Origin of the sequence: Variovorax sp. J22G73, from assembly GCF_030317035.1 — a bacterium.
GTDB lineage: Bacteria > Pseudomonadota > Gammaproteobacteria > Burkholderiales > Burkholderiaceae_C > Variovorax.
Window position 1 is genome coordinate 294,469 of the sequence record NZ_JASZYK010000004.1, and the last position, 19,912, is coordinate 314,380.

A 19,912-nucleotide genomic window follows, 5' to 3' on the forward strand; every position below is an offset into this window, starting at 1 on the left:
TGAGACATGCCCGGCCACCGGGCCCTGTGGCCTTTATCGCTTTTTGTCGCTCTCCTCGTCCTCGTCGTCCTCGTCGCCTTTGCCGTTCCTCCCCCCGCCATCGCTCTCGCGGCCCTTCACCGCCCTGCTCTCGCGCCTGCCCAGCCGGTGCGCGGTCTGCCGCGCCTGGCCCTCGCTGCCCGTGTGCGATGCCTGCGTGGCCCGCTTCGCACCACCGGCGGCGCGCTGCGGCGGCTGCGCCCTGCCGGTGCCCGTTGGGGTGACCCGTTGCGGCGACTGCGTGAAGCACCCGCCGCCGCTGGACACGTGCCTCGCCGCCTGCACCTACGCCTGGCCGTGGCCCGATGCCATCGCCGCCTTCAAGTTCCGCGGCGACGCCGGCTGGGCCGGGCCCTTCGCCACGCTGTTGCGCAGCGCGCCCTGGGTCGAGCCGGCACTGGAGCAGTGCGACATCGTGCTGCCCATGCCGCTCGCGCCCGCCCGGCTGCGCGAGCGCGGCTTCAACCAGGCACTGGAGCTCGCGCGGCGGCTGTCGCCGGCCAAGACCGATGCCACCCTGCTGCTGCGCACCCGCGACACGCCTGCCCAGAGCGGCCTGGCACGCGCCGACCGGCTGCGCAACCTGAGCGGCGCCTTCGCCGTCGAGCCCCTGCGCGCGGACAAGCTGCGCGGCAGCCGCATCGTGCTGGTCGACGACGTGATGACCAGCGGCGCCTCGCTCTTCGCGGCGGCGCAGGCGCTGCGGCTGGCGGGCGCGTCGCACATCACGGCCGTGGTGCTGGCCCGCACCGATCCGCCGCGCTGACCGGACCACGCCGCGCCGTCGACAATCGCCGCATGTTCCATATCGTCCTGGTCCACCCCGAGATTCCGCCGAACACCGGCAACGTGATCCGCCTGGCGGCCAACACCGGCTGCACGCTGCACCTGGTCGAGCCGCTGGGCTTTTCGATGGACGACCGGCTGCTGCGCCGCGCCGGCCTCGATTACCACGAGTACGCCGAAGTCAGGCGTCACGCCGACTGGCAAGCCCTGCTCGCCACCGAGCAGCCCGCACCCGAGCGCATGTTCGCGCTGACCACGCGCGGCACGCGCGCCGTGCACGACGTGCGCTTCCAGCCCGGCGACTGGCTGGTGTTCGGCTCCGAGACCAGCGGCCTGCCGCCCGCGGTGCGCGACGGTTTCGCCGAGCCGCAGAAGCTGCGCCTGCCGATGCGCGAGGGCCAGCGCAGCCTGAACCTGTCGAACGCGGTGGCCGTCACCGTGTTCGAGGCCTGGCGGCAGAACGGCTTTGGCTGACAACTGGAAACAAGCTCGTGCCCGCCCGAGCAGCGCGGGCGCATCCGATCGGCCCGGCGGGCCGTATGGAAAGACATGCCGGTTGCAAAGCGCATCGGCATCAGGTTCCTTCCATCACCGCCACCAGGAGTTTCACCATGAACGCCAAGTCGATTGCCTTCGCTGCCTTCGCCACGCTCGCCTTCGCCAGCGGCGCCCAGGCCTTCCAGGGTGAAGAAAACCCGCTGCCGCCCCAACCCTTCCAGTCGACGCTGTCGCGCGGCCAGGTGCAGGCCGACGCGCGCCAGCCGTTCAAGATCACCAACGGCGGCACCGGCGCGCTGCAGCCGCGCAACGGCAGCACCGACCGCAACGCGGTGCGCCAGAGCGCGCTGAGCATCACGCGCCAGGGCGCCGCCACCTACGGCGAAGTGACCGACCGCCGCATGTAAACCGCGTGGCCGAACAAAGCCGCTGCCTCAGCGGTAGCGGCGCGACACCGACTCGGCCACGCACGCCGGCTTGGCGGCGCCTTCGAGCTCGATGGTGGTCTCCCAGATCATCTGGAAGCCGTCGTCGGCAATCGCCTCCGAGGCCAGCAGCTTCATGCGCGCGCGCAGTCGCTGGCCCACGGGCACCGGCGACATGAAGCGAACCCGGTTCAAGCCGTAGTTCACGCCCATGCGCGACTCGACCACCTCGATCGCCACCTCGAAGAACTTCGGCAGCAGCGACAGCGTGAGAAAGCCGTGCGCAATCGGCGCGCCGAACGGGCCGGCCTTGGCCCGCTCCACATCCACATGGATCCACTGGTGGTCGCCCGTGGCCTCGGCGAACTGGTTCACCTGTTCCTGCGTGATGGTGATCCAGTCGCTCACGGCGACTTCCTGGCCGACGCACGCGGACAGGTCCTGAAGGGTCTGGAATGTCTTTTTGGTCATGCGGCGCATTCTGGCGTCTGGCGCATTCGCCCGGCTGTCGGCATCGCGACAACGGGCCTCAGGGAAAACCGGGGGAAATCAGGGAAGACGCCGGGGCGGCTACCGCGACAAAGCCGACGCCCTCAGGCGTCCAGCCACTCGCAAATCGGCTGCCACTGGTCGAGGTCGCGCTGCACGCGGCCGGGCGCGATGTCGAACATGGTGAGCCCGCGCGCCGCGAGCTGCACGTAGTTCTGCGTGTCGCGCAGCTCGCCGATCACCGGCACGCCCAGCCCCGCGATGAACTCGTGCAGCCGGTCGGCCGCCAGCGTGCGCGCGTTCACGCGCATGCCGACCAGGCCGATGCGCGTCTTCTCGGCGCGGCGGCTTTCCAGCAGCCGGTCGAGGAAGTCGCGCGTGGCGTAGATGTCGAAAATGCTGGGTTGCAGCGGCACGATCACCCGGTCGGCCAGCGCCAGCACCTCCTTGAAGCGCCAGCCGTGCAGGCCGGCCGGCGTGTCGAGCACGGCGTGCGTGGTGCCGCGCGGCGGGCGCACCACGGTGCTGTCGCCCGAGGCTTCCCAGGTGGCGATGGGCCGGGCCTGCGCCGGGCGCAGCCCCAGCCAGAGCCGCGACGACTGCTGGCGGTCCACGTCGCCGAGCATCACGGCGTGGCCGCGGCTTGCGAAGTAGCCCGCAACGTTCGTCGCGATCGTCGACTTGCCTACGCCACCCTTGGGGTTGGCGACCAGAACCACCGGCATAGCGCTCTCCTCCAGAACTGGGAACGGGCTCCATGGTAGTGGCTGGCCCCTGCGGGCAACCTTCCGGCATCCTTTTGACACGCCCATGACATCGCTTTCGCCGGGCAGAGCCCCCGCGTCTGCGCTATGTTCGCGGGATGCCTACAACAACATCCATGGGAAACCCCGCCGCTGAAAGCCGCGGCGTCTACGTGCTCGCCGCGCACCCGCACTGGCGCGACTCCCGCGTCAACCGCCGCATGCTCGCCGCCGCGCGCTCGGTGCCGGGCGTCGACGTGAACGACCTCTACGGCAGCTACCCCGACTTCGCCATCGACGTCGAGGCCGAGCAGGCCCGCCTCGCCCGCGCCAGCCTGGTGGTGCTGATGCACCCGATCCAGTGGTACTCGATGCCCGCGCTGCAGAAGCTCTGGGTCGACGACGTGCTCGCCTACGGCTGGGCCTACGGCCCGGGCGGCAACGCGCTGCAGGGCAAGGACCTGTGGCTGGTCGCCACCACCGGCAGCCCCGAGGCCAGCTACCATCCGCAGAACTACCACCGCTACTTCTTCGACGCCTTCCTGCCGCCCTACGAGCAGACCGCCGCGCTGTGCGGCATGCGCTTCCTGCCGCCGCTGCTGTTCCACGGCGCGCGCAGCGCCGCCGAGGCCGAGGTTGCTGCCCACGTGGAAACCTTCGCGCAGCGCCTGGGCAGCTACCCCGACTGGCCCGAGATCGAGGAGATCGACGCCTGCGTGGCCTGCCCCGTGCCCGAGAGCGACCGACCGGTGGACGACGACATCGGCAAGATGGCCGGCACCGCCTTCCACGCCGCCATGACGCGCGGCCTGGCGGCCGTATCGGCAGCATCGGCAGCAGCAGCCGCCGAGAACAAGGCGGCCTGAGCATGGAACACGCACCCGCCTGGCTGACCAGCAGCCTGATCTACCTGGGCGCCGCCGTGCTGGTGGTGCCGCTGTCGAAGTTCCTGGGGCTCGGCTCCATCATCGGCTACCTCGTGGCCGGCATCGCCATCGGCCCCTGGGGGCTGGGGCTGGTGTCCAGCGTGGAAGACGTGCTGCACTTCGCCGAGTTCGGCGTGGTGCTCATGCTGTTCCTGGTGGGCCTGGAGCTGGAACCCAAGCGCCTGTGGAACCTGCGCCGGCCCATCTTCGGCTGGGGCGCGGCGCAGGTGCTGAGCTGCGCCGCGGTGCTGTTCGCCGCCGGCTGCGCGGTGGGCGCCGAATGGCGCGTGGCGCTGGTGGCGGCGCTGGGCCTGGCGCTGTCGTCCACGGCCATCGCGCTGCAGGTGTTCGGCGAACGCAACCTGCTGAAGACGCCCAGCGGCCAGGCCGGCTTCTCGATCCTGCTGTTCCAGGACGTGGCCGCCATTCCCATCCTGGCGCTGCTGCCGCTGCTGGCGGGCGCCACCGCGGCCGAACAGGCCATCAGCGGGCTGGACCGCGCGCTGGAGGCGGCCAAGATCATCGGCGTGATCGGCGGCATCATCCTCGGCGGCCGGCTGCTGCTGCGGCCCGTGCTGCGCTGGATCGCGCGCAGCAACACGCCCGAGATCTTCACCGCCGCCGCGCTGCTGCTGGTGGTGGCCATCGCCGCGCTGATGCAGCTGGTGGGCCTGTCGATGGCGCTGGGCGCCTTCCTGGCCGGCGTGCTGCTGGCGGAAAGCGAATACCGGCGCGAGCTGGAGACCGACATCGAGCCCTTCAAGGGCCTGCTGCTGGGGCTGTTCTTCATCGCGGTGGGCATGTCGATCAACTTCGGCGTGCTCATTGCCAGCCCCTGGGTCATGGCCGCGCTGGTGGTCGGCTTCATGGCCATCAAGCTGGTGGTGATCTACACGCTGGCCAAGGCCATGGGCATCGCCTACCAGGAGCGGCCGGTGTTCACGCTGCTGCTGGCGCAGGGCGGCGAGTTCGCCTTCGTGGTGTTCCAGGCCGCCGGCCCCGACGTGCTGCCGCCCGAGATCACCTCGCTGCTGATCGGCGGCGTGGCGCTGTCGATGCTGCTGTCGCCGCTGCTGCTGGTGCTGCTCGACAAGTTCGTGCTGCCGCGCTACAGCCGCAACAACGGCCCGCAGCTGGAAGAAATCTCGGAGCAGCAGGACGCCAAGGTGCTCATCTGCGGCTTCGGGCGCTACGGCCAGATCGTCGGGCGCGTGCTGATGTCGCAGGGCCTGCGCGTGACCGTGCTCGACCACGACGCCGACACCGTCGAAGGCCTGCGCCAGTTCGGCTTTCGGGTGTTCTACGGCGACGCCACCCGGCTCGACCTGCTGCGCACCGCGGGCGCCGGCACGGCCAAGGCCATCGTGGTGGCGGTGGACGACATCGAGCAGTCGCTGGAAATCGTCGACCTGGTGAAGGAGAACTTTCCGCAGGCCCGCATCATCGCGCGGGCACGCAACGTGACGCACCTGTTCCAGCTGCGCGACCGCGGCGTGACGGAGGTGGAGCGCGAGGTGTTCGAGTCGTCGTTGCGCAGCGCGCGCTCGGTGCTCGAGGCGCTGAACTGGCCGGCGCACGAGGCGCGCGAATCGGCCATGCGGTTTCGCCAGCGCAACCTGAAGCTCGCCGACGAGATCTACCCGCACTACAAGGACCGCGCCAAGCTCATCGCTGCCAACAAGGAAGGCCGCCAGCAGTTCGAGGAGCAGATGGCGCGCGAGCGCGAGGAGCGCCAGCGCCGCTCGGGGCTCGACTGGGACCAGCTGGCGGAAGGGGAGAACGGCGAACAGCCGTCGCAGGCCGGACAGCCACAGCCATCGCAGCCATCGCAACCACCAAAGCAGCCGAAGCAGCCCCAGCAGGTGCCCTGAGGCACCCGCGTGCTTAAACGGCCACCGTCAGGTACACGCCCTCGCGCCCGACCAGCGGCGCGCGCGTGGGCATGAAGATGGTGCAGTCGTCGCAGGGCGAGCGAATTTCCTCGCCCGCGTCGACGGCGATCAGCTCGCCCTTCTGAAAGGTCTCGAAGCCGAGCACCGGCCGCGCGAAGGCAAAGCCCTCGGTCTTGACCATGTGCACCTCCAGCAGCCGGAAGCGGCGCGCCGACACCTTCGCCGCGGCGCCCGGCGCCGCATCGACCAGCCCCAGGTGCGCCAGGAAGCGCAGCGTCACGTCGGTGGCCAGGTCGGCCGCCGACTGGCTGAAATGCTGGCCGCACTCCACCACCACCGCGCCGCCGTCCACGCCCGCCTGGCCGTGGCGGCCGTACGCCGTCACCCCCGTGCCGGGCGCGCCGCCCACGGGCATCACCAGGTGCACCAGCGGGTTGCCGATGGCCAGCGCCAGCCCCGCGTTGCGCTCGAACTCCGGGTACACCCAGAAGGGCTGCACCGGCGCGCGCGTCGAGTGGATGTCCAGCACGTAGTCGGCCGCGTCCAGCACCGGCCGCAGCGCACGCGCGCGGCGCAGCTCGGGGCTTTGCGCGGTGCCGTCGAGCATGGCGGGCGACCAGATGCGGTTGAGGTTGTGCACCAGCTGGCGGTTCTCGTAGGGCCGCTCGATGTCGAAGGCCTCGTAGGCCTCGACGTTCGCGAAGCTCACCGTGAGCGTGCCCACCTTCGGGCGCACGCCGGTGTCCAGCAGGTGCGTGGCGGCGACCATGCCGCAGATTTCGTTGCCGTGCGTCAGCGCGTTCACCAGCACGTGCGGGCCGGGCCGGCCGGACTCGAAGCGGTGCACGTAGTCGATGCCGGTGTTGCCTTGCCGGTAGGCGGAGATGTCGCGCGGCAGCACCTCCAGCGGCGCGGTGTCGGGCGCGAAGGACGATTCGGTCATGGCCATGCTCGCTTCATTCGATTCATTCGCCACGGATGCCCGCGCGCTTGACCATCTCGCCGTACACCACCAGTCGCTCCGACATCATGGCCGTGAACTGCGCGGGCGACTGCACCTCGGGCGGCAGCGAGCCGCGCGACAGCAGCGCCTCGGCCATGGCCGGCTGGTCGGCCACCGCGCGCACCGCCTTGTGCAGCGCCGCGATGACCTCGGGCGGCGTCTTCGCGGGCGCGGCCAGGCCGATCCACGAGGTGGTGTTCAGCACCGGGTAGCCCAGCTCGGCGAAGGTGGGCACGTCGGGCAGCGCCGCCACGCGCGTGGGCGACGCCACCGCCAGCGCGCGCAGCTTGCCGGCCTGGATGTGCGGCAGGAAGGGCGCGAGGTTGTCCAGGCCGAACTGCACTTCGTTCGAGATCAGCGCCGTCACCAGCGGGCCGCCGCCGCGGTAGGGCACGTGCGTGGCGTTGAGCTGCAGCTGCGACTTCATCAGCTCCACGTTGAGCTGGCCCATGCTGCCCGGCCCGGCGCTGCAGAAGTTGAGCTCGCCGGGGCGCGACTTCACCAGCGCCACGAACTCCTTGAAGGTCTTCGCGGGCACCGCCGGGTTCACCAGCAGCACGTTGATGGAGCGCGCCAGCTGGCTGATGGACGCAAAGTCCTTGATCGGGTCGTAGCCCGGGTTGGTCTGCGTGAGCGGGTTGGCCAGGTGCGAGCTTTGCGAGGACACCACCAGCGTGTAGCCGTCGGGCTTGGCGCGCGAGACCTGCGCGCTGGCAATGGAGCCGCCCGCGCCGGCGCGGTTGTCGATGACCACCGGCGTGCCCAGCGCCTTCGACAGCGGGTCGGCGTACAGCCGCGCGATCAGGTCCACCGAGCCGCCGGCCGGGAACGGCACCACCAGCGTGACCGGGCGCGCGGGCCAGGCCTCGGCGCGCGCGGCCAGCGGCAGCAGGGCGGCAAGGCCGGCGCCGAGCATCGTGCGTCGGCGCAGGTCGGGAGCGGTGAAGGTGGGGTTCATGGCGGTCCTGGTCCCGGGAGGGCAGTTGAAAGTGCACGCATTGTTGCAATATCATTTCAATTTTGCAATGGTCATTGCAAAATCGGCTGCGACACGACTTCGCATGCAGAATGCCCGCGACCATGAATCTGAACCAACGCATCTCGGGTTACGGCAAGAAGCTCACCAAGAGCGAGCAGCGCCTCATCGCGCAACTGCAGGCGCAGCATCCGCAGGGGCTGCTCGAATCCGCCACCAGCCTTGCAAGGAGCGTGGGCACCAGCGCCTCCACCGTGGTGCGGCTGCTGGCCAAGCTGGGCTACGAGAGCTTCGCGCAGGCGCAGATGGAAGCCCGCCAGGAAGTGACCGCGATGCTGGCCTCGCCCGCCACGCGCGCGGACGCCGTCATCGGCGACGACGCCTCCATTCGCACCTGCCTGGACAACGCGCTGCTGCACGACCAGCACAACCTGGCCGCCACCTTCGCCTCGCTCGACGTGGCCGCGTTCGAGGGCGCGGTGCGCCTGCTCACGCAGCGCAAGGCGCGCGTGCACGTGCTGGGCCAGCGCCACGGCGCGCAGCTGGCCAACCACCTGGCGCTGCACCTGAACATGTGCCTGCCCGACGTGCGCTCCATGACCTCGGCCAGCCCGCTGCTGCTGGAAGACCAGCTGCTGTGGATCGACGAGCACGACGTGCTGCTCACGCCCACCTTCAGGCGCCATTCGCTGGCCATCGTGCGCGCGGCGAAGTACTTTCGCGAGAAGGGTGCGAAGGTCATCGTGATGACCGACGGGCCCACCGCGCCCGCGGCCGCATCGGCCGACCACCTGCTGCTGGTGCGCACCTCGAGCGCCTCGCCGTTCGACTCCTACACGGCGGCGCTGTCGGTGTGCAACGCGCTGATCACCGCGGTGGCGCAGCGCCGCAAGAAGGAACTGGGCGCCGCGCTGGAACGCGGCGACGCCCTGTGGGAGCAGCACTGGAACGACGCGGCCGACCCAGCGCGCCGCGCAGGTTCGGTCCGCTGAAGCAGCCGAGGCCGGTCAAGCTGCCGGTGCAGCCGGAGCGGCCGGTGCTGCAGGAACAGCCGCCTTGTCCAGCCCCAGCAGCCGCACCGCGTTGCCCTTCAGGATGCCCGGCATCACCTCGGGCTTGAAGCCCGCCACCTCGAAGTCGCGCATCCAGCGGTCGGGCGTGATCAGCGGGTAGTCGCTGCCGAACAGGATGCGGTCCTTCAGCAGCGTGTTGGCGTACTGCACCAGCTGCTTCGGAAAGTACTTCGGGCTCCAGCCCGACAGGTCGATCCACACGTTGGGCTTGTGCGTGGCCACGCTCAGCGCCTCGTCCTGCCAGGGAAAGCTGGGGTGGGCCATGACGATCTGCATGTCCGGAAAGTCGATGGCCACGTCGTCCAGGTGCATCGGGTTGCTGTACTCCAGCCGCAGGCCGCCGCCGCAGCGCATACCCGAGCCGATGCCGCTGTGGCCGGTGTGGAAGATGGCCGGCAGCCCGTACTCGGCAATCACCTCGTAGATGGGCCAGGCCATCCTGTCGTACGGGTGGTAGCCCTGCACCGTGGGGTGAAACTTGAAGCCCTTCACGCCGTGCTGCTCGATGAGCCGGCGCGCCTCGCGCGCGCCCATCTTTCCCTTGTGCGGATCGATGCTGGCAAAGGCGATCATCATGTCGGCGTTTTTCTGCGCGTGCTCTGCGATCTCCTCGTTGGGAATGCGGCGCCGGCCCATGTTCGACTCCGCGTCGACCATGAACATCACCAGCCCGATCTTGCGTTCACGGTAGTACGCCACGCTCTCCGCGATGGTGGGCCGGCCGCTGGAGCCGAAGTACTTGTCGGCGGCGCGGTCGTACTCCTCGCCGTAGTTGTCGAACGGGTTCCAGCAGCTCACTTCGGCGTGCGTGTGGATGTCGATCGCGATCAGGTTCTGGTGGTCCATGTCGTTGTCTCCGGTACGGGTAAGTCCCTAGGGAATGCAGGCCTCAAGTGCCTTGAATTGATTATTTCTCATAACCATAATCCAACGCAACCCCAAGCACCATCATGACCAATCCAGACCTTCACATCGACATCCGCGACGAAGTCGCCATCGTTCGCCTGACGCGCGGCGCCAAGCGCAACGCGCTGTCCGACGGCCTGATCCTCGCGCTGCGCAACACCTTCGAGACGCTGCCCTCCACCGTGCGCGCCGCGGTGCTCGACGGCGAAGGCCCGCACTTCTGCGCCGGCCTCGACCTGAGCGAGCTGAAGGAGCGCGACGCCGGCCAGGGCCTGCAGCATTCGCGCATGTGGCACGCCGCGCTCGACCTGGTCCAGCACGGCCCGGTGCCGGTGGTGGCGGCGCTGCACGGCGCGGTGGTCGGCGGCGGGCTGGAGCTGGCCAGCGCCTGCCACATCCGCGTCGCCGACAAGAGCACCTTCTACGCGCTGCCCGAAGGCTCGCGCGGCATCTTCGTGGGCGGCGGCGGCTCGGTGCGCATTCCCAAGCTCATCGGCGTGGCGCGCATGACCGACATGATGATGACCGGGCGCGTCTACAACGCCGAGGACGGCGAGCGCGCCAACTTCGCGCAGTACCTGGTCGACGAGGGCACCGCCTTCGACAAGGCATTCGAACTCGCCAAGCGCATCGCCACCAACGCGCCGCTGACCAACTACGCCCTCATGCATGCGCTGCCGCGCATCGCCGAGCAGTCGGCCGACCACGGCTTCTTCACCGAGGCGCTCATCTCGGGCATCGTGCAGGCCGCGCCCGAAGCCAAGGCGCGCGTGCGCGACTTTCTCGAAGGCCGCGGCGCCAAGGTGAGCAAGGGATGACAACCGCTCACGCCTCCATTCGCTACCGCCCGCTGGCCTTCGGCGTGACGCGCGCCACCCTGCGCGAAGGCGCGCCGGGCACGCGCTACCTGAAGGCCGAGACCCCGCTGGCGCCCTACCGCGACCGCATGACCGACCGGCTGCAGCACTGGGCCGACATCGACCCCGGGCGCACCTTCATCGCCCGGCGCGAGCGGCTGGCCGACGGCAGCACCGGCGAATGGATCCGCGTGAGCTACGCCGAGGCGCTGCACAAGGCGCGCGGCATCGGCCAGGCCCTGCTGGCGCGCGGCCTGGACGCCGAGCGCCCCGTGGCCATCCTCAGCGAGAACGGCATCGAGCACGCGCTGCTCGCGCTCGGCTGCCTGTATGCAGGCGTGCCCTACTGCCCCGTGTCGCCGCCCTACTCGCTCGTGAGCCAGGACTTCGAAAAGCTGCGCCACGTGCTGGACACGCTCACGCCCGGCCTGGTGTTCGCGAGCGACGCCGCGCGCTACGCCCGCGCCATCGCCGCCGTCGTTCCCGCCGACACCGAAGTGGTGCTTGCAGAAGGCACGCTCGAAGGCCGCGCCGTCACCGCGTTCGATGCGCTGGCCTCGACGCCCGCCACGCCCGCCATCGACGAGGCCATGCGCGCCACCGGCCCCGACACCATCACCAAGTTTCTCTTCACCTCGGGCTCCACCAAGATGCCCAAGGCCGTGGTCAACACGCACCGCATGTGGTGCGCCAACCAGCAGCAGCTGCGCCAGTCGATTCCCGCGCTGGGCGACGAGCCGCCGGTGCTGGTCGACTGGCTGCCCTGGAACCACACCTTCGGCGGCAACCACAACGTGGGCATCGTGCTGGACAACGGCGGCACGCTCTACGTGGACGACGGCAAGCCCACGCCCGCCGGCATGGCCGAGACGCTGCGCAACCTGCGCGAAATTGCGCCCACCATCTACTTCAACGTGCCCACCGGCTTCGAGGCCATCGCGCAGGCCATGGAAACCGACGCCGTGCTGCGGCGCAACCTGCTGTCGCGCGTGAAGATGTTCTTCTACTCGGGCGCGGCGCTGTCGCAGCCCGTGTGGGACAGCCTGCACAAGACGCAGGAGTCGGAGGTGGGCGAGCGCATCGTCATGGGCACCGGCCTGGGCATGACCGAGTCGGGCCCCTTCGCGCTGTACGTGACGGGCCCCGACGTGAAGTCCGGCGACGTGGGCCTGCCCGCGCCGGGCATCGAGCTGAAGCTGATCGACGTCGACGGCAAGACCGAGGTGCGCTACCGCGGCCCCAACATCACGCCCGGCTACTGGCGCGCGCCCGAGGCCACGGCCGAGGCCTTCGACGAAGAGGGCTTCTTCTCCACCGGCGACGCCGTGAAGTGGATCGACGACGCCAACATCCACCGCGGCCTGCGCTTCGACGGCCGCATCGCCGAAGACTTCAAGCTCGCCACCGGCACCTTCGTGAGCGTGGGCCCGCTGCGCGCGAAGATCATCGCGGCCGGCTCGCCCTATGTGCAGGACGCGGTGCTCACCGGCATCAACCTGAAGGAAGTCGGCGCGCTGGTCTTCCCCACGCAGAAGGTGCGCCAGCTCGCGGGCCTCGGCGCCGACGCCACGATGCAGCAGGTGCTCGAGAGCGCGCCCGTGCAGGCGCACTTCCAGCAGGTGGCCGAAGAGCTGTCGGCCAGCGGCACCGGCAGCGCCAACCGCGTCGCGCGGCTGCACCTGATGGCCGAGCCGCCTTCCATCGACAAGGGCGAGGTGACCGACAAGGGCTCCATCAACCAGCGCGCCGTGCTCAAGCACCGCGCCGCGCTGGCCGATGCGATGCATGCCGGCACGCTGCCTTTCACCCTCGTACCCCGCTGATCCACGCTCACGCTTCCAGGAGACCACACACATGAAGATCGAAGGACAAACCGCCCTCGTCACCGGCGGCGCATCGGGCCTGGGCGAAGCCACCGCGCGCGAACTCGCGCGGCTGGGCGCCAAGGTGGCCGTGCTCGACCGCAACGCCGCGCTCGCCGAGAAAGTTGCCGCGGAAATCGGCGAAGAATTCGGCAAGGGCCGCGCCGTGGCCTGCGTCTGCGACATCACCGACACCGACAGCGTGAACGCCGCGCTCGACAAGGCCGAGGCCGCGCACGGCCCCGCGCGCATCCTGATGAACGTGGCCGGCATCGGCAGCGCCAAGCGCATCGTCGGCAAGGACGGCAACCCCGCGCCGCTGGAAGACTTCGTGCGCGTGGTCAACATCAACCTGGTCGGCGGCTACAACATGGCGCGCCTGTTCGCCGCGCGCTGCGCGAAGCTCGCGACGCTCGACAACGGCGATGAAAAAGGTGAAAGGGGCGTGATGCTCTTCACCGCCTCGGTCGCCGCCTTCGACGGCCAGGTGGGCCAGCAGGCCTACAGCGCCTCCAAGGGCGGGCTGGTGGGCATGACGCTGCCGATGGCGCGCGACCTGGCGCAGCACGCCATCCGCGTGTGCACGGTGGCGCCGGGCCTGTTCGCCACGCCGCTGCTGCTGGAGCTGCCCGAGCCGGTGCAGCACTCGCTGGCCGCGTCCATTCCGTTTCCGCCGCGCCTGGGCAAGCCGTCGGAGTTCGCCGAGCTGGCCTGCCACGTGGTCACCAACGGCCACCTCAACGGCGAGGTGATCCGGCTCGACGGCGCGCTGCGCATGGCGCCGCGCTGAGCCCCCGTCTTTTTTCGTTCCGCGTTCCAGTTTTGCAAAGACATACCAGGAGACATCGATGACCTTCAAGAAGACCACCCTCGCCGCCGTGCTGGCGCTCATGAGCATGGGCATGAGCATCGGCTTGGCCCACGCCGACATCACCATCGGCGTGGTGCAGCCGCTCACCGGCCCCGCCTCGGGACTGGGCATTCCGGTGAAGAACGGCATCGCCATCTGGCCCAAGACCATCGCCGGCGAAACGCTCAAGGTGGTGGTGCTCGACGACGCCACCGACCCGACCACGGGCGTGAAGGACGCGCAGCGCCTGGTCACCGAGGACAAGGCCGACGTCATCGTCGGCTCCAGCGCCACGCCGGTCGCCATTCCCATGGCCGACGTGACAGCAGAAGCCGGCACGCCGCAGCTGTCGACCGCCCCGGCCGGCCTGCCGCCGGGCAAGGACAAGTGGTTCTTCCGCCTGCCGCAGTCGAACGACGTCATGGCCTACGCCGTGGTCGCGCACATGAAGAAGCAGAACGTGAAGACGGTCGGCTTCCTCGGCTACACCGACGCCTACGGCGAGCTGTGGCTGAAGGCGCTGACGGCCGAGGCCGCCAAGAACGGCATCAAGATCGTCGCCACCGAGCGCTTCGCGCGCGCCGACACCAGCGTGACCGGCCAGGTGCTGAAGCTCACGTCCGCCAACCCCGATGCCATCCTGATCGTGGCCTCGGGCAGCGGTGCCGGCATGCCGCAGAAAGCGGTGATGGAGCGCGGCTTCAAGGGCAAGGTCTACCAGACGCACGCCGCCGCCACGCAAGACCTGATGCGCACCGCCGGCAAGGACGCCGAAGGCACCTTCGTGGTGTCGGGCCCCGCCACGGTGGCCGAGCAGCTGCCCGACAGCCACCCCTCGAAGGCCGCGGCCGTGGCCTTCGTGCAGGGCTACGAGAAGGCCTACGGCCCCGGCTCGCGCAACCAGTTCGCGGGCCATGCGGCCGACGCGCTCACGGTGCTCGAGAAGGCCGTGCCGGTCGCGCTGAAGAAGGCCAAGCCCGGCACGCCGGAGTTCCGCGCCGCGCTGCGCGACGCGCTCGAAGGCATGGGCCGCACGGTGCTCGCGCACGGCGTGCTCAACTGGACGGCGCAGGACCACTGGGGCTACACGACCGAGACCGGCGTGATGCTCAAGGTGGTGAACGGCGCGTTCAAGGTCGAGCAGTAATTCCTTTCCAGACCATCTCGCACAGCCTGCACCCCACGCCATGGACTTGTCGATCGCCAGCATCCTGACGCTGGACGGACTCACCAACGGCGCGATCTATGCCCTGCTGGGCATGGGCATCGTGCTGGTCTTCACGGTGACCCGCGTCATCTTCATTCCGCAGGGCGAATTCGTGGCGTACGGCGCGCTGACGCTGGCGATCTTCCAGACCGGCAAGACGCCGGGCACGGTGTGGCTGCTGCTGATACTCGCCGGCGTCGCCGCGCTGATGGACCTGGCGACCACCTGGCGCCACAGCGGCAGCGCGGCCAGCGGGCTGAAGGCGGCGCTGCGCACCTTTGCGCTGCCGGCCGTCATCTGCGCGGTGTCGGCCTGGGCCGGCCCGCGCAACCTGCCCATCGGCGTGCAGGCGCTGCTCACGGTGTTCATCGTCACGGCCTTCGGGCCGCTGGTGTACCGCGTGGCCTACCAGTCGCTGGCGGGCGCGAGCTCGCTGGTGCTGTTGATCGTCTCGGTGGGCGTGCACTTCGCGATGACGGGGCTGGGCCTGCTGTTCTTCGGCGCGGAGGGTTTTCGCAACCCGCCGTTCTGGGACGAGCGCATGGCGCTGGGGCCGCTGAACGTGAGCGGGCAGGCGCTGATCATCTTCGCGATGTCGGCGGCGCTGATCGTGCTGCTGTACCTTTTCTTCGAGCGCAGCCTGTACGGCAAGGCGTTGCGCGCGACGGCGGTGAACCGGCTGGGCGCGCGGCTCATGGGCATTTCCACGCAGGCCGCGGGCCAGCTCACCTTCGCCATGGCAGCGCTCATCGGTGCGTTGTCGGGCCTGCTGATCGGGCCGACGACCACGATCTTCTACGACTCGGGCTTTCTCATCGGGCTGAAAGGTTTCGTGGCCGGAGTCATCGGCGGCCTGGCCAGCTACCCCGGCGCGTTGCTGGGCGCGTTGGCCGTGGGCGTCATCGAGGCCTTCGGCTCTTTCTGGGCGAGCTCGTTCAAGGAAGTGATCGTGTTCACCATCATCCTGCCCGTGCTGCTGTGGCGTTCGCTGACCAGCGGGCATTCGGACGAGGAGCATTGACATGGAAGCGCTACTCGACCCGACCCAGACACAGGCGCCCGACAAGAGCGCGCTGCGCACCTGGGGCCCGCTCGCGCTGATCCTGGTGCTGGCAGCCCTGCCCTTCCTGCCGCTGCCCGACTTCTGGATCATCCAGCTCAACTACATCGGCATCTACACGCTGCCCGTGCTCGGCCTGGTGCTGCTCACCGGCGTGGGCGGGCTCACCTCCTTCGGGCAGGCCGCGTTCGTGGGCATCGGGGCATACACCACCGCCTACCTCACGGTGAACACCGGGCTGTCGCCGTGGGTCACGCTGTTCATCGGGCTGGCGTTGACCGGCCTGAGCGCCGCGATCATCGGCGCGATCACGCTACGCATGTCGGGCCACTACCTGCCGCTGGCGACCATTGCATGGGCGCTGTCGCTGTACTACCTCATGGGCAACCTCGACGCGCTCGGCAAGTACGACGGCATCCTGGGCGTGAAGGGGCTGTCGCTGTTCGGCTTCGAGTTCGGACAACAGCGTCTGTTCTACGGCGTGGTCTGGCTGTTCGCGATTCTTGCGGCCTTCGCGGTGATTCGCCTGCTCGACTCGCGCAGCGGCCGCGCCATCCGCTCGCTGGCCGGCGGCTCGCAGATGGCCGAGGCCATGGGCGTGAACACGCTGCGCTTCAAGATCGGCATCTTCGTGCTCGCGGCCATGCTGGCCTCCATCTCGGGATGGCTGTTCGCGCACTTCCAGCGCACGGTGAACCCCTCGCCCTTCGGGCTGAAGATGGGCATCGAGTACCTCTTCATGGTGGTGCTCGGCGGCGCGGCCCACGTGTGGGGCGCCATTGCGGGCGCGGGCATCGTCAAGCTGCTGGAAGACCAGCTGCAGGTGCTGCTGCCCAAGCTCATCGGCACGGCCGGCAGCTACGAGCTGATCGTGTTCGGCATCATGATCGTGCTGGTGCTCAAGTACCTGCCCGACGGGCTCTGGGCCTTTGTCGACCGGCGCCTGCCGCGCCCGCGCCGCAGCGTCGACTGGCAAGGCGCCAGGGACCTGCCCGCGCGCGCCCGGCCGGCGGCCGGCGAGGTGGTGCTCGACGTGCAGGCCATCCGCAAGACCTTCGGCGGGCTGGTGGCGGTGAACGACATCAGCTTTCAAACCCGCGCCGGGCAGATCGTCGGCCTCATCGGGCCGAACGGCGCGGGCAAGTCGACCACCTTCAACCTGGTGACCGGCGTGCTCGGTCTCACGAGCGGCGCGGTTCGCTTCCGGGGCGAGGCCATCGGCGGGCTGGGCGCGCGGCAGATCGCGCAGCGCGGCGTGTCGCGCACCTTCCAGCACGTGAAGATGGTGGCCGACATGACGGTGCTGGAAAACGTGGCGCTGGGCGCGCACCTGCGCGGGCGCAAGGGCGCCATCGCGGCCATGCTGCGCATCGACCGCGCCGAAGAGCGCGCGCTGTTCCGCGAGGCCGAGCGCCAGCTGCAGCGCGTGGGCATGGGCGAGCACCTGCACGAGCTCGCGGGCAACCTGGCCATGGGCCAGCAGCGCCTGCTGGAGATTGCGCGCGCCCTGTGCGCCGACCCGGCCCTGCTGCTGCTCGACGAGCCCGCGGCCGGCCTGCGCCACAAGGAAAAGGAAGCGCTGGGCAAGGTGCTGCGGCAGCTGCGCGGCGAGGGCATGAGCATCCTGCTGGTGGAACACGACATGGGCCTGGTGATGGACATCTGCGACCACATCGTGGTGATGGAATTCGGCACGCACCTGATGGAGGGCACGCCCTCCGAAGTGCAGGGCAGCGACAAGGTGCGCGCCGCGTACCTCGGCACGGAGCATTGACATGACGAGCAGCAACACCCCCTTGCTCCGCATTCGCGACCTGCACGCCGGCTACGGCCGCGCCGAAGTGCTGCACGGCATCGACCTGCAGGCCGGCCAGGGCAGCGTGGTGACGGTGATCGGGCCGAACGGGGCCGGCAAGTCGACCCTGCTGAACGCGCTGATGGGCGTGCTGCCTTCCAGGGGCGTCATCGAGTTCAAGGGCCAGCCCATCTCGGCGCTGTCGCTGGAAGAGCGCGTGATGCTCGGCATTGCGCTGGTGCCCGAGAAGCGCGAGCTGTTCGGCACGATGCCGGTGGAAGACAACCTGGTGCTCGGCGCCTTCCGCCAGGTGCGCCTGCGCAACAAGCAGTGGCGAGACCGCATCGACGAGGTCTACACGCTGTTCCCGCGCCTGAAGGAGCGCCGCGCGCAGCTGGCCGGCACGCTCTCGGGCGGGGAGCGGCAGATGCTGGCGGTGGGCCGCGCGCTGATGTCGCGCCCCACGCTGCTGATGCTCGACGAGCCCAGCCTGGGCCTGGCGCCGCTGGTGGTGCAGGAGATTTTTCGCACGGTCGATGCGCTGCGCGCCACGGGCGTGACGATCTTGCTGGTGGAACAGAACGCGCGCGCCGCGCTCGAGGTGGCCGACCACGGCTACGTGCTCGAGATGGGCAGCGTGAGCCTCGAGGGCGAGGCCAGGAAGCTGGCGGTGGATTCGCGCGTGATCGACACCTACCTGGGTGCGGCGCGCAAGGCCGCCTGAACCTGCACGAGCGGCGAACCGACAAGCACGCCGCGCCCGCCGCGGCAAGGAGACGACATGACACGACCGCGCCATCTTCACATCGGCCTGTGCGCGAGCGCGCTCGGCGTTGCCGCGTTGCTCGCGGCGTGTGCGGGCCGACCGCCGGCAACGCATGCACCGCTGGCCGCCGCGCGCCCCGGCGCGCTGCAGGCTTGCACCGACCTGGCCGCGCGCGCCGCGTTGCCGGGCACGGTCTACACGTCGGTCACCGACGTGCCGGCGGGCAGCGTCACGGTCGGCGGCGTGGCCATGGCCACGCCCGCGCACTGCCTGGTGCAGGGCCGCATGAACGAACGCACGAGCCCCGTCGACGGCCAGCGCTACGCCATCGGCTTCGAGATGCGGCTGCCCGCCGCATGGAACGGGCGCTTCTTCTACCAGGCCAACGGCGGGCTCGACGGCGTGGTGCTGCCCGCGCTCGGCGGCATCGGCGGTGGGGGCCCGCGCAGCAGCGCGCTGCAGATGGGCTTCGCCGTCATCAGTTCCGACGCGGGCCACGCCGGCGCGATGGGCCCGCGCTTCGGGCTGGACCCGCAGGCGCGGCTCGACTACGGCTACAACGCCGTCGCGCAGCTCACGCCGATGGCGAAGAACCTCATCGCCAAGGCCTACGGGCGCGAGCCCGACCGCTCCTACTTCGGCGGCTGCTCCAACGGCGGGCGGCATGCGATGGTGGCCGCGGTGCGCTCGGCCGGCCAGTACGACGGCATCCTCGCGGGCGACCCGGGCTTCAACCTGCCGAAGGCGGCGGTGGCGCAGCTGTATGGCGCGCAGCGGTACGCGGCCGTCGCCAGCGCGAGAACGCCGCAGGGCCAGCCCGACCTGCAGAGCGCCTTCACCCCGGCCGAGATGAAGCTGGTGGCCGACAAGGTGCTGCAGCGCTGCGATGCGCTCGACGGCCTGGCCGATGGCATCGTGTCGAACCTGCAGGCCTGCAGGACGCGCTTCGACATCCAGACCGCCGTGCCCACCTGCGCCGCCGGCGCGACGAATGCGCGCGACGGCCAGTGCCTGAGCGCGCCACAGAAGCAGGCGCTCTCCGACGTGTTCAAGGGCGCGCGCAACAGCGCGGGCCAGCCGCTGTACAGCAGCTTTCCGTTCGACGCGGGCGTGAGCGGCGCCAACTGGCGCGAGTGGAAGTTCGCGAGCCCGCCCACGCGCGACGCGGGCGCCGTGGCCTTCATCTTCAGCACGCCGCCGCTGGCCGACCGGCCGCAGGGCCTGCCCTTTGCGCTGGGCTTCGACATGGACCGCGACGCGCCGCGCATCGCGGCCACCGACGGCGTGTTCCGCGAATCGGCGCTGTCGTTCATGACGCCGCCGGACGCAGCCCAGCTCGGCGCGCTGCGCGACCGGGGCGGCCGCATGATCGTCTACCACGGCACCAGCGACCCGGTGTTCTCGTCGGACGACACGGCCGCCTGGTACGAGCGCGTGCAGGCGGCCAACGGCGGCGATGCCTCTTCATTCGCACGCTACTTTCCCGTGCCCGGCATGAACCACTGCGCGGGCGGCCCGGCCACCGACCAGTTCGACATGCTGGGCGCGCTGGTCGACTGGGTCGAACAGGGCAAGGCACCCGCATCGGTCGTTGCCGCCGCGCGCGGCGCGGGCACGCCGGTGCCGAACGCCGAGGTGCCTTCGAACTGGTCCGCCCAGCGCACGCGGCCGCTGTGCCCCTACCCGCAAGTTGCCACCTACACCGGCGGCGACACCGAGCGCGCGAGCAGCTTCGCGTGCAAGGCCCCCTGAATTCCGA

General features: G+C 70.0%; 19 protein-coding genes. 14 read left to right on the top strand and 5 right to left on the bottom strand.

Translation table 11 applies throughout. The features are described 5' to 3' along the window. Window positions 1-79: 79 nt before the first annotated feature. The 3 genes from QTI51_RS17865 (at window position 80) to QTI51_RS17875 (ending at window position 1,730) form a co-directional block, all read left to right on the top strand. On the top strand, window positions 80-805 hold the full coding sequence (locus QTI51_RS17865; RefSeq protein WP_116909342.1) for a ComF family protein: 726 nt from the start codon (window positions 80-82) through the stop codon (window positions 803-805). A gap of 32 nt (window positions 806-837) precedes the next feature. Further along, the gene (gene trmL / locus QTI51_RS17870; RefSeq protein WP_116909343.1) at window positions 838-1,299 is read left to right on the top strand and encodes a tRNA (uridine(34)/cytosine(34)/5-carboxymethylaminomethyluridine(34)-2'-O)-methyltransferase TrmL; all 462 of its coding nucleotides are present in this window, start codon (window positions 838-840) and stop codon (window positions 1,297-1,299) included. 137 nt (window positions 1,300-1,436) lie between these two features. Then, window positions 1,437-1,730, top strand: a complete 294-nt coding sequence (locus tag QTI51_RS17875; protein WP_116909344.1) for a DUF4148 domain-containing protein — start codon at window positions 1,437-1,439, stop codon at window positions 1,728-1,730. Between the two features lie 27 nt (window positions 1,731-1,757). Here QTI51_RS17875 and QTI51_RS17880 read toward each other — a convergent pair whose 3' ends face one another. Next, on the bottom strand, window positions 1,758-2,228 hold the full coding sequence (locus QTI51_RS17880) for a MaoC family dehydratase (protein WP_116909345.1): 471 nt from the start codon (window positions 2,226-2,228) through the stop codon (window positions 1,758-1,760). A 113-nt stretch (window positions 2,229-2,341) separates the two neighbouring features. Continuing rightward, on the bottom strand, window positions 2,342-2,962 hold the full coding sequence (locus QTI51_RS17885) for a nucleotide-binding protein (RefSeq protein WP_116909346.1): 621 nt from the start codon (window positions 2,960-2,962) through the stop codon (window positions 2,342-2,344). A 137-nt stretch (window positions 2,963-3,099) separates the two neighbouring features. Here QTI51_RS17885 and kefF point away from each other — a divergent pair, with 137 nt between their 5' ends. Both kefF and kefC read left to right on the top strand, forming a co-directional pair. After that, window positions 3,100-3,846, top strand: a complete 747-nt coding sequence (gene kefF / locus QTI51_RS17890) for a glutathione-regulated potassium-efflux system oxidoreductase KefF (RefSeq protein ID WP_116909347.1) — start codon at window positions 3,100-3,102, stop codon at window positions 3,844-3,846. Between the two features lie 2 nt (window positions 3,847-3,848). Continuing rightward, complete coding sequence (gene kefC / locus QTI51_RS17895; RefSeq protein WP_286516056.1) at window positions 3,849-5,777, top strand: glutathione-regulated potassium-efflux system protein KefC; 1,929 nt, start codon at window positions 3,849-3,851, stop codon at window positions 5,775-5,777. Between the two features lie 13 nt (window positions 5,778-5,790). Here kefC and QTI51_RS17900 read toward each other — a convergent pair whose 3' ends face one another. Further along, window positions 5,791-6,741, bottom strand: a complete 951-nt coding sequence (locus QTI51_RS17900) for a M14 family metallopeptidase (protein WP_116909640.1) — start codon at window positions 6,739-6,741, stop codon at window positions 5,791-5,793. Between the two features lie 22 nt (window positions 6,742-6,763). After that, window positions 6,764-7,759 (bottom strand): Bug family tripartite tricarboxylate transporter substrate binding protein, encoded by a 996-nt coding sequence (locus tag QTI51_RS17905; protein WP_116909348.1) that lies wholly within the window; start codon window positions 7,757-7,759, stop codon window positions 6,764-6,766. A 122-nt stretch (window positions 7,760-7,881) separates the two neighbouring features. Between QTI51_RS17905 and QTI51_RS17910 the strand changes: the two genes are divergently transcribed. Next, window positions 7,882-8,769 carry a MurR/RpiR family transcriptional regulator gene (locus QTI51_RS17910; protein WP_116909641.1) on the top strand — a complete coding sequence of 296 codons (888 nt, stop codon included), beginning with the start codon at window positions 7,882-7,884 and terminating at the stop codon, window positions 8,767-8,769. Between the two features lie 15 nt (window positions 8,770-8,784). Here QTI51_RS17910 and QTI51_RS17915 read toward each other — a convergent pair whose 3' ends face one another. After that, entirely contained in the window at window positions 8,785-9,696 is a 912-nt protein-coding gene (locus tag QTI51_RS17915; RefSeq protein WP_286516055.1) for an amidohydrolase family protein, read from the bottom strand. Between the two features lie 104 nt (window positions 9,697-9,800). Between QTI51_RS17915 and QTI51_RS17920 the strand changes: the two genes are divergently transcribed. The 8 genes from QTI51_RS17920 to QTI51_RS17955 are packed head-to-tail and all read left to right on the top strand — an operon-like array spanning window position 9,801 to window position 19,905. Then, window positions 9,801-10,574: a crotonase/enoyl-CoA hydratase family protein gene (locus tag QTI51_RS17920; RefSeq protein WP_116909350.1), complete on the top strand. Its 774-nt coding sequence runs from the start codon at window positions 9,801-9,803 to the stop codon at window positions 10,572-10,574. Continuing rightward, the gene (locus QTI51_RS17925; protein ID WP_116909351.1) at window positions 10,571-12,436 is read left to right on the top strand and encodes a feruloyl-CoA synthase; all 1,866 of its coding nucleotides are present in this window, start codon (window positions 10,571-10,573) and stop codon (window positions 12,434-12,436) included. The genes QTI51_RS17920 and QTI51_RS17925 overlap by 4 nt, the downstream gene beginning before the upstream one ends. Before the next feature lie 31 nt (window positions 12,437-12,467). Beyond that, window positions 12,468-13,265 (top strand): SDR family NAD(P)-dependent oxidoreductase, encoded by a 798-nt coding sequence (locus QTI51_RS17930; RefSeq protein ID WP_116909352.1) that lies wholly within the window; start codon window positions 12,468-12,470, stop codon window positions 13,263-13,265. Between the two features lie 58 nt (window positions 13,266-13,323). Further along, entirely contained in the window at window positions 13,324-14,472 is a 1,149-nt protein-coding gene (locus QTI51_RS17935; RefSeq protein WP_116909353.1) for an ABC transporter substrate-binding protein, read from the top strand. Window positions 14,473-14,512: 40 nt separating this feature from the next. Further along, the gene (locus QTI51_RS17940; protein WP_286516054.1) at window positions 14,513-15,553 is read left to right on the top strand and encodes a branched-chain amino acid ABC transporter permease; all 1,041 of its coding nucleotides are present in this window, start codon (window positions 14,513-14,515) and stop codon (window positions 15,551-15,553) included. A 1-nt stretch (window position 15,554) separates the two neighbouring features. Further along, window positions 15,555-17,366 carry a branched-chain amino acid ABC transporter ATP-binding protein/permease gene (locus tag QTI51_RS17945; RefSeq protein ID WP_116909355.1) on the top strand — a complete coding sequence of 604 codons (1,812 nt, stop codon included), beginning with the start codon at window positions 15,555-15,557 and terminating at the stop codon, window positions 17,364-17,366. A gap of 1 nt (window position 17,367) precedes the next feature. Next, entirely contained in the window at window positions 17,368-18,111 is a 744-nt protein-coding gene (locus tag QTI51_RS17950; RefSeq protein ID WP_116909356.1) for an ABC transporter ATP-binding protein, read from the top strand. 57 nt (window positions 18,112-18,168) lie between these two features. Beyond that, on the top strand, window positions 18,169-19,905 hold the full coding sequence (locus tag QTI51_RS17955; protein ID WP_116909357.1) for a tannase/feruloyl esterase family alpha/beta hydrolase: 1,737 nt from the start codon (window positions 18,169-18,171) through the stop codon (window positions 19,903-19,905). The last annotated feature ends 7 nt before the right edge of the window (window positions 19,906-19,912 follow it).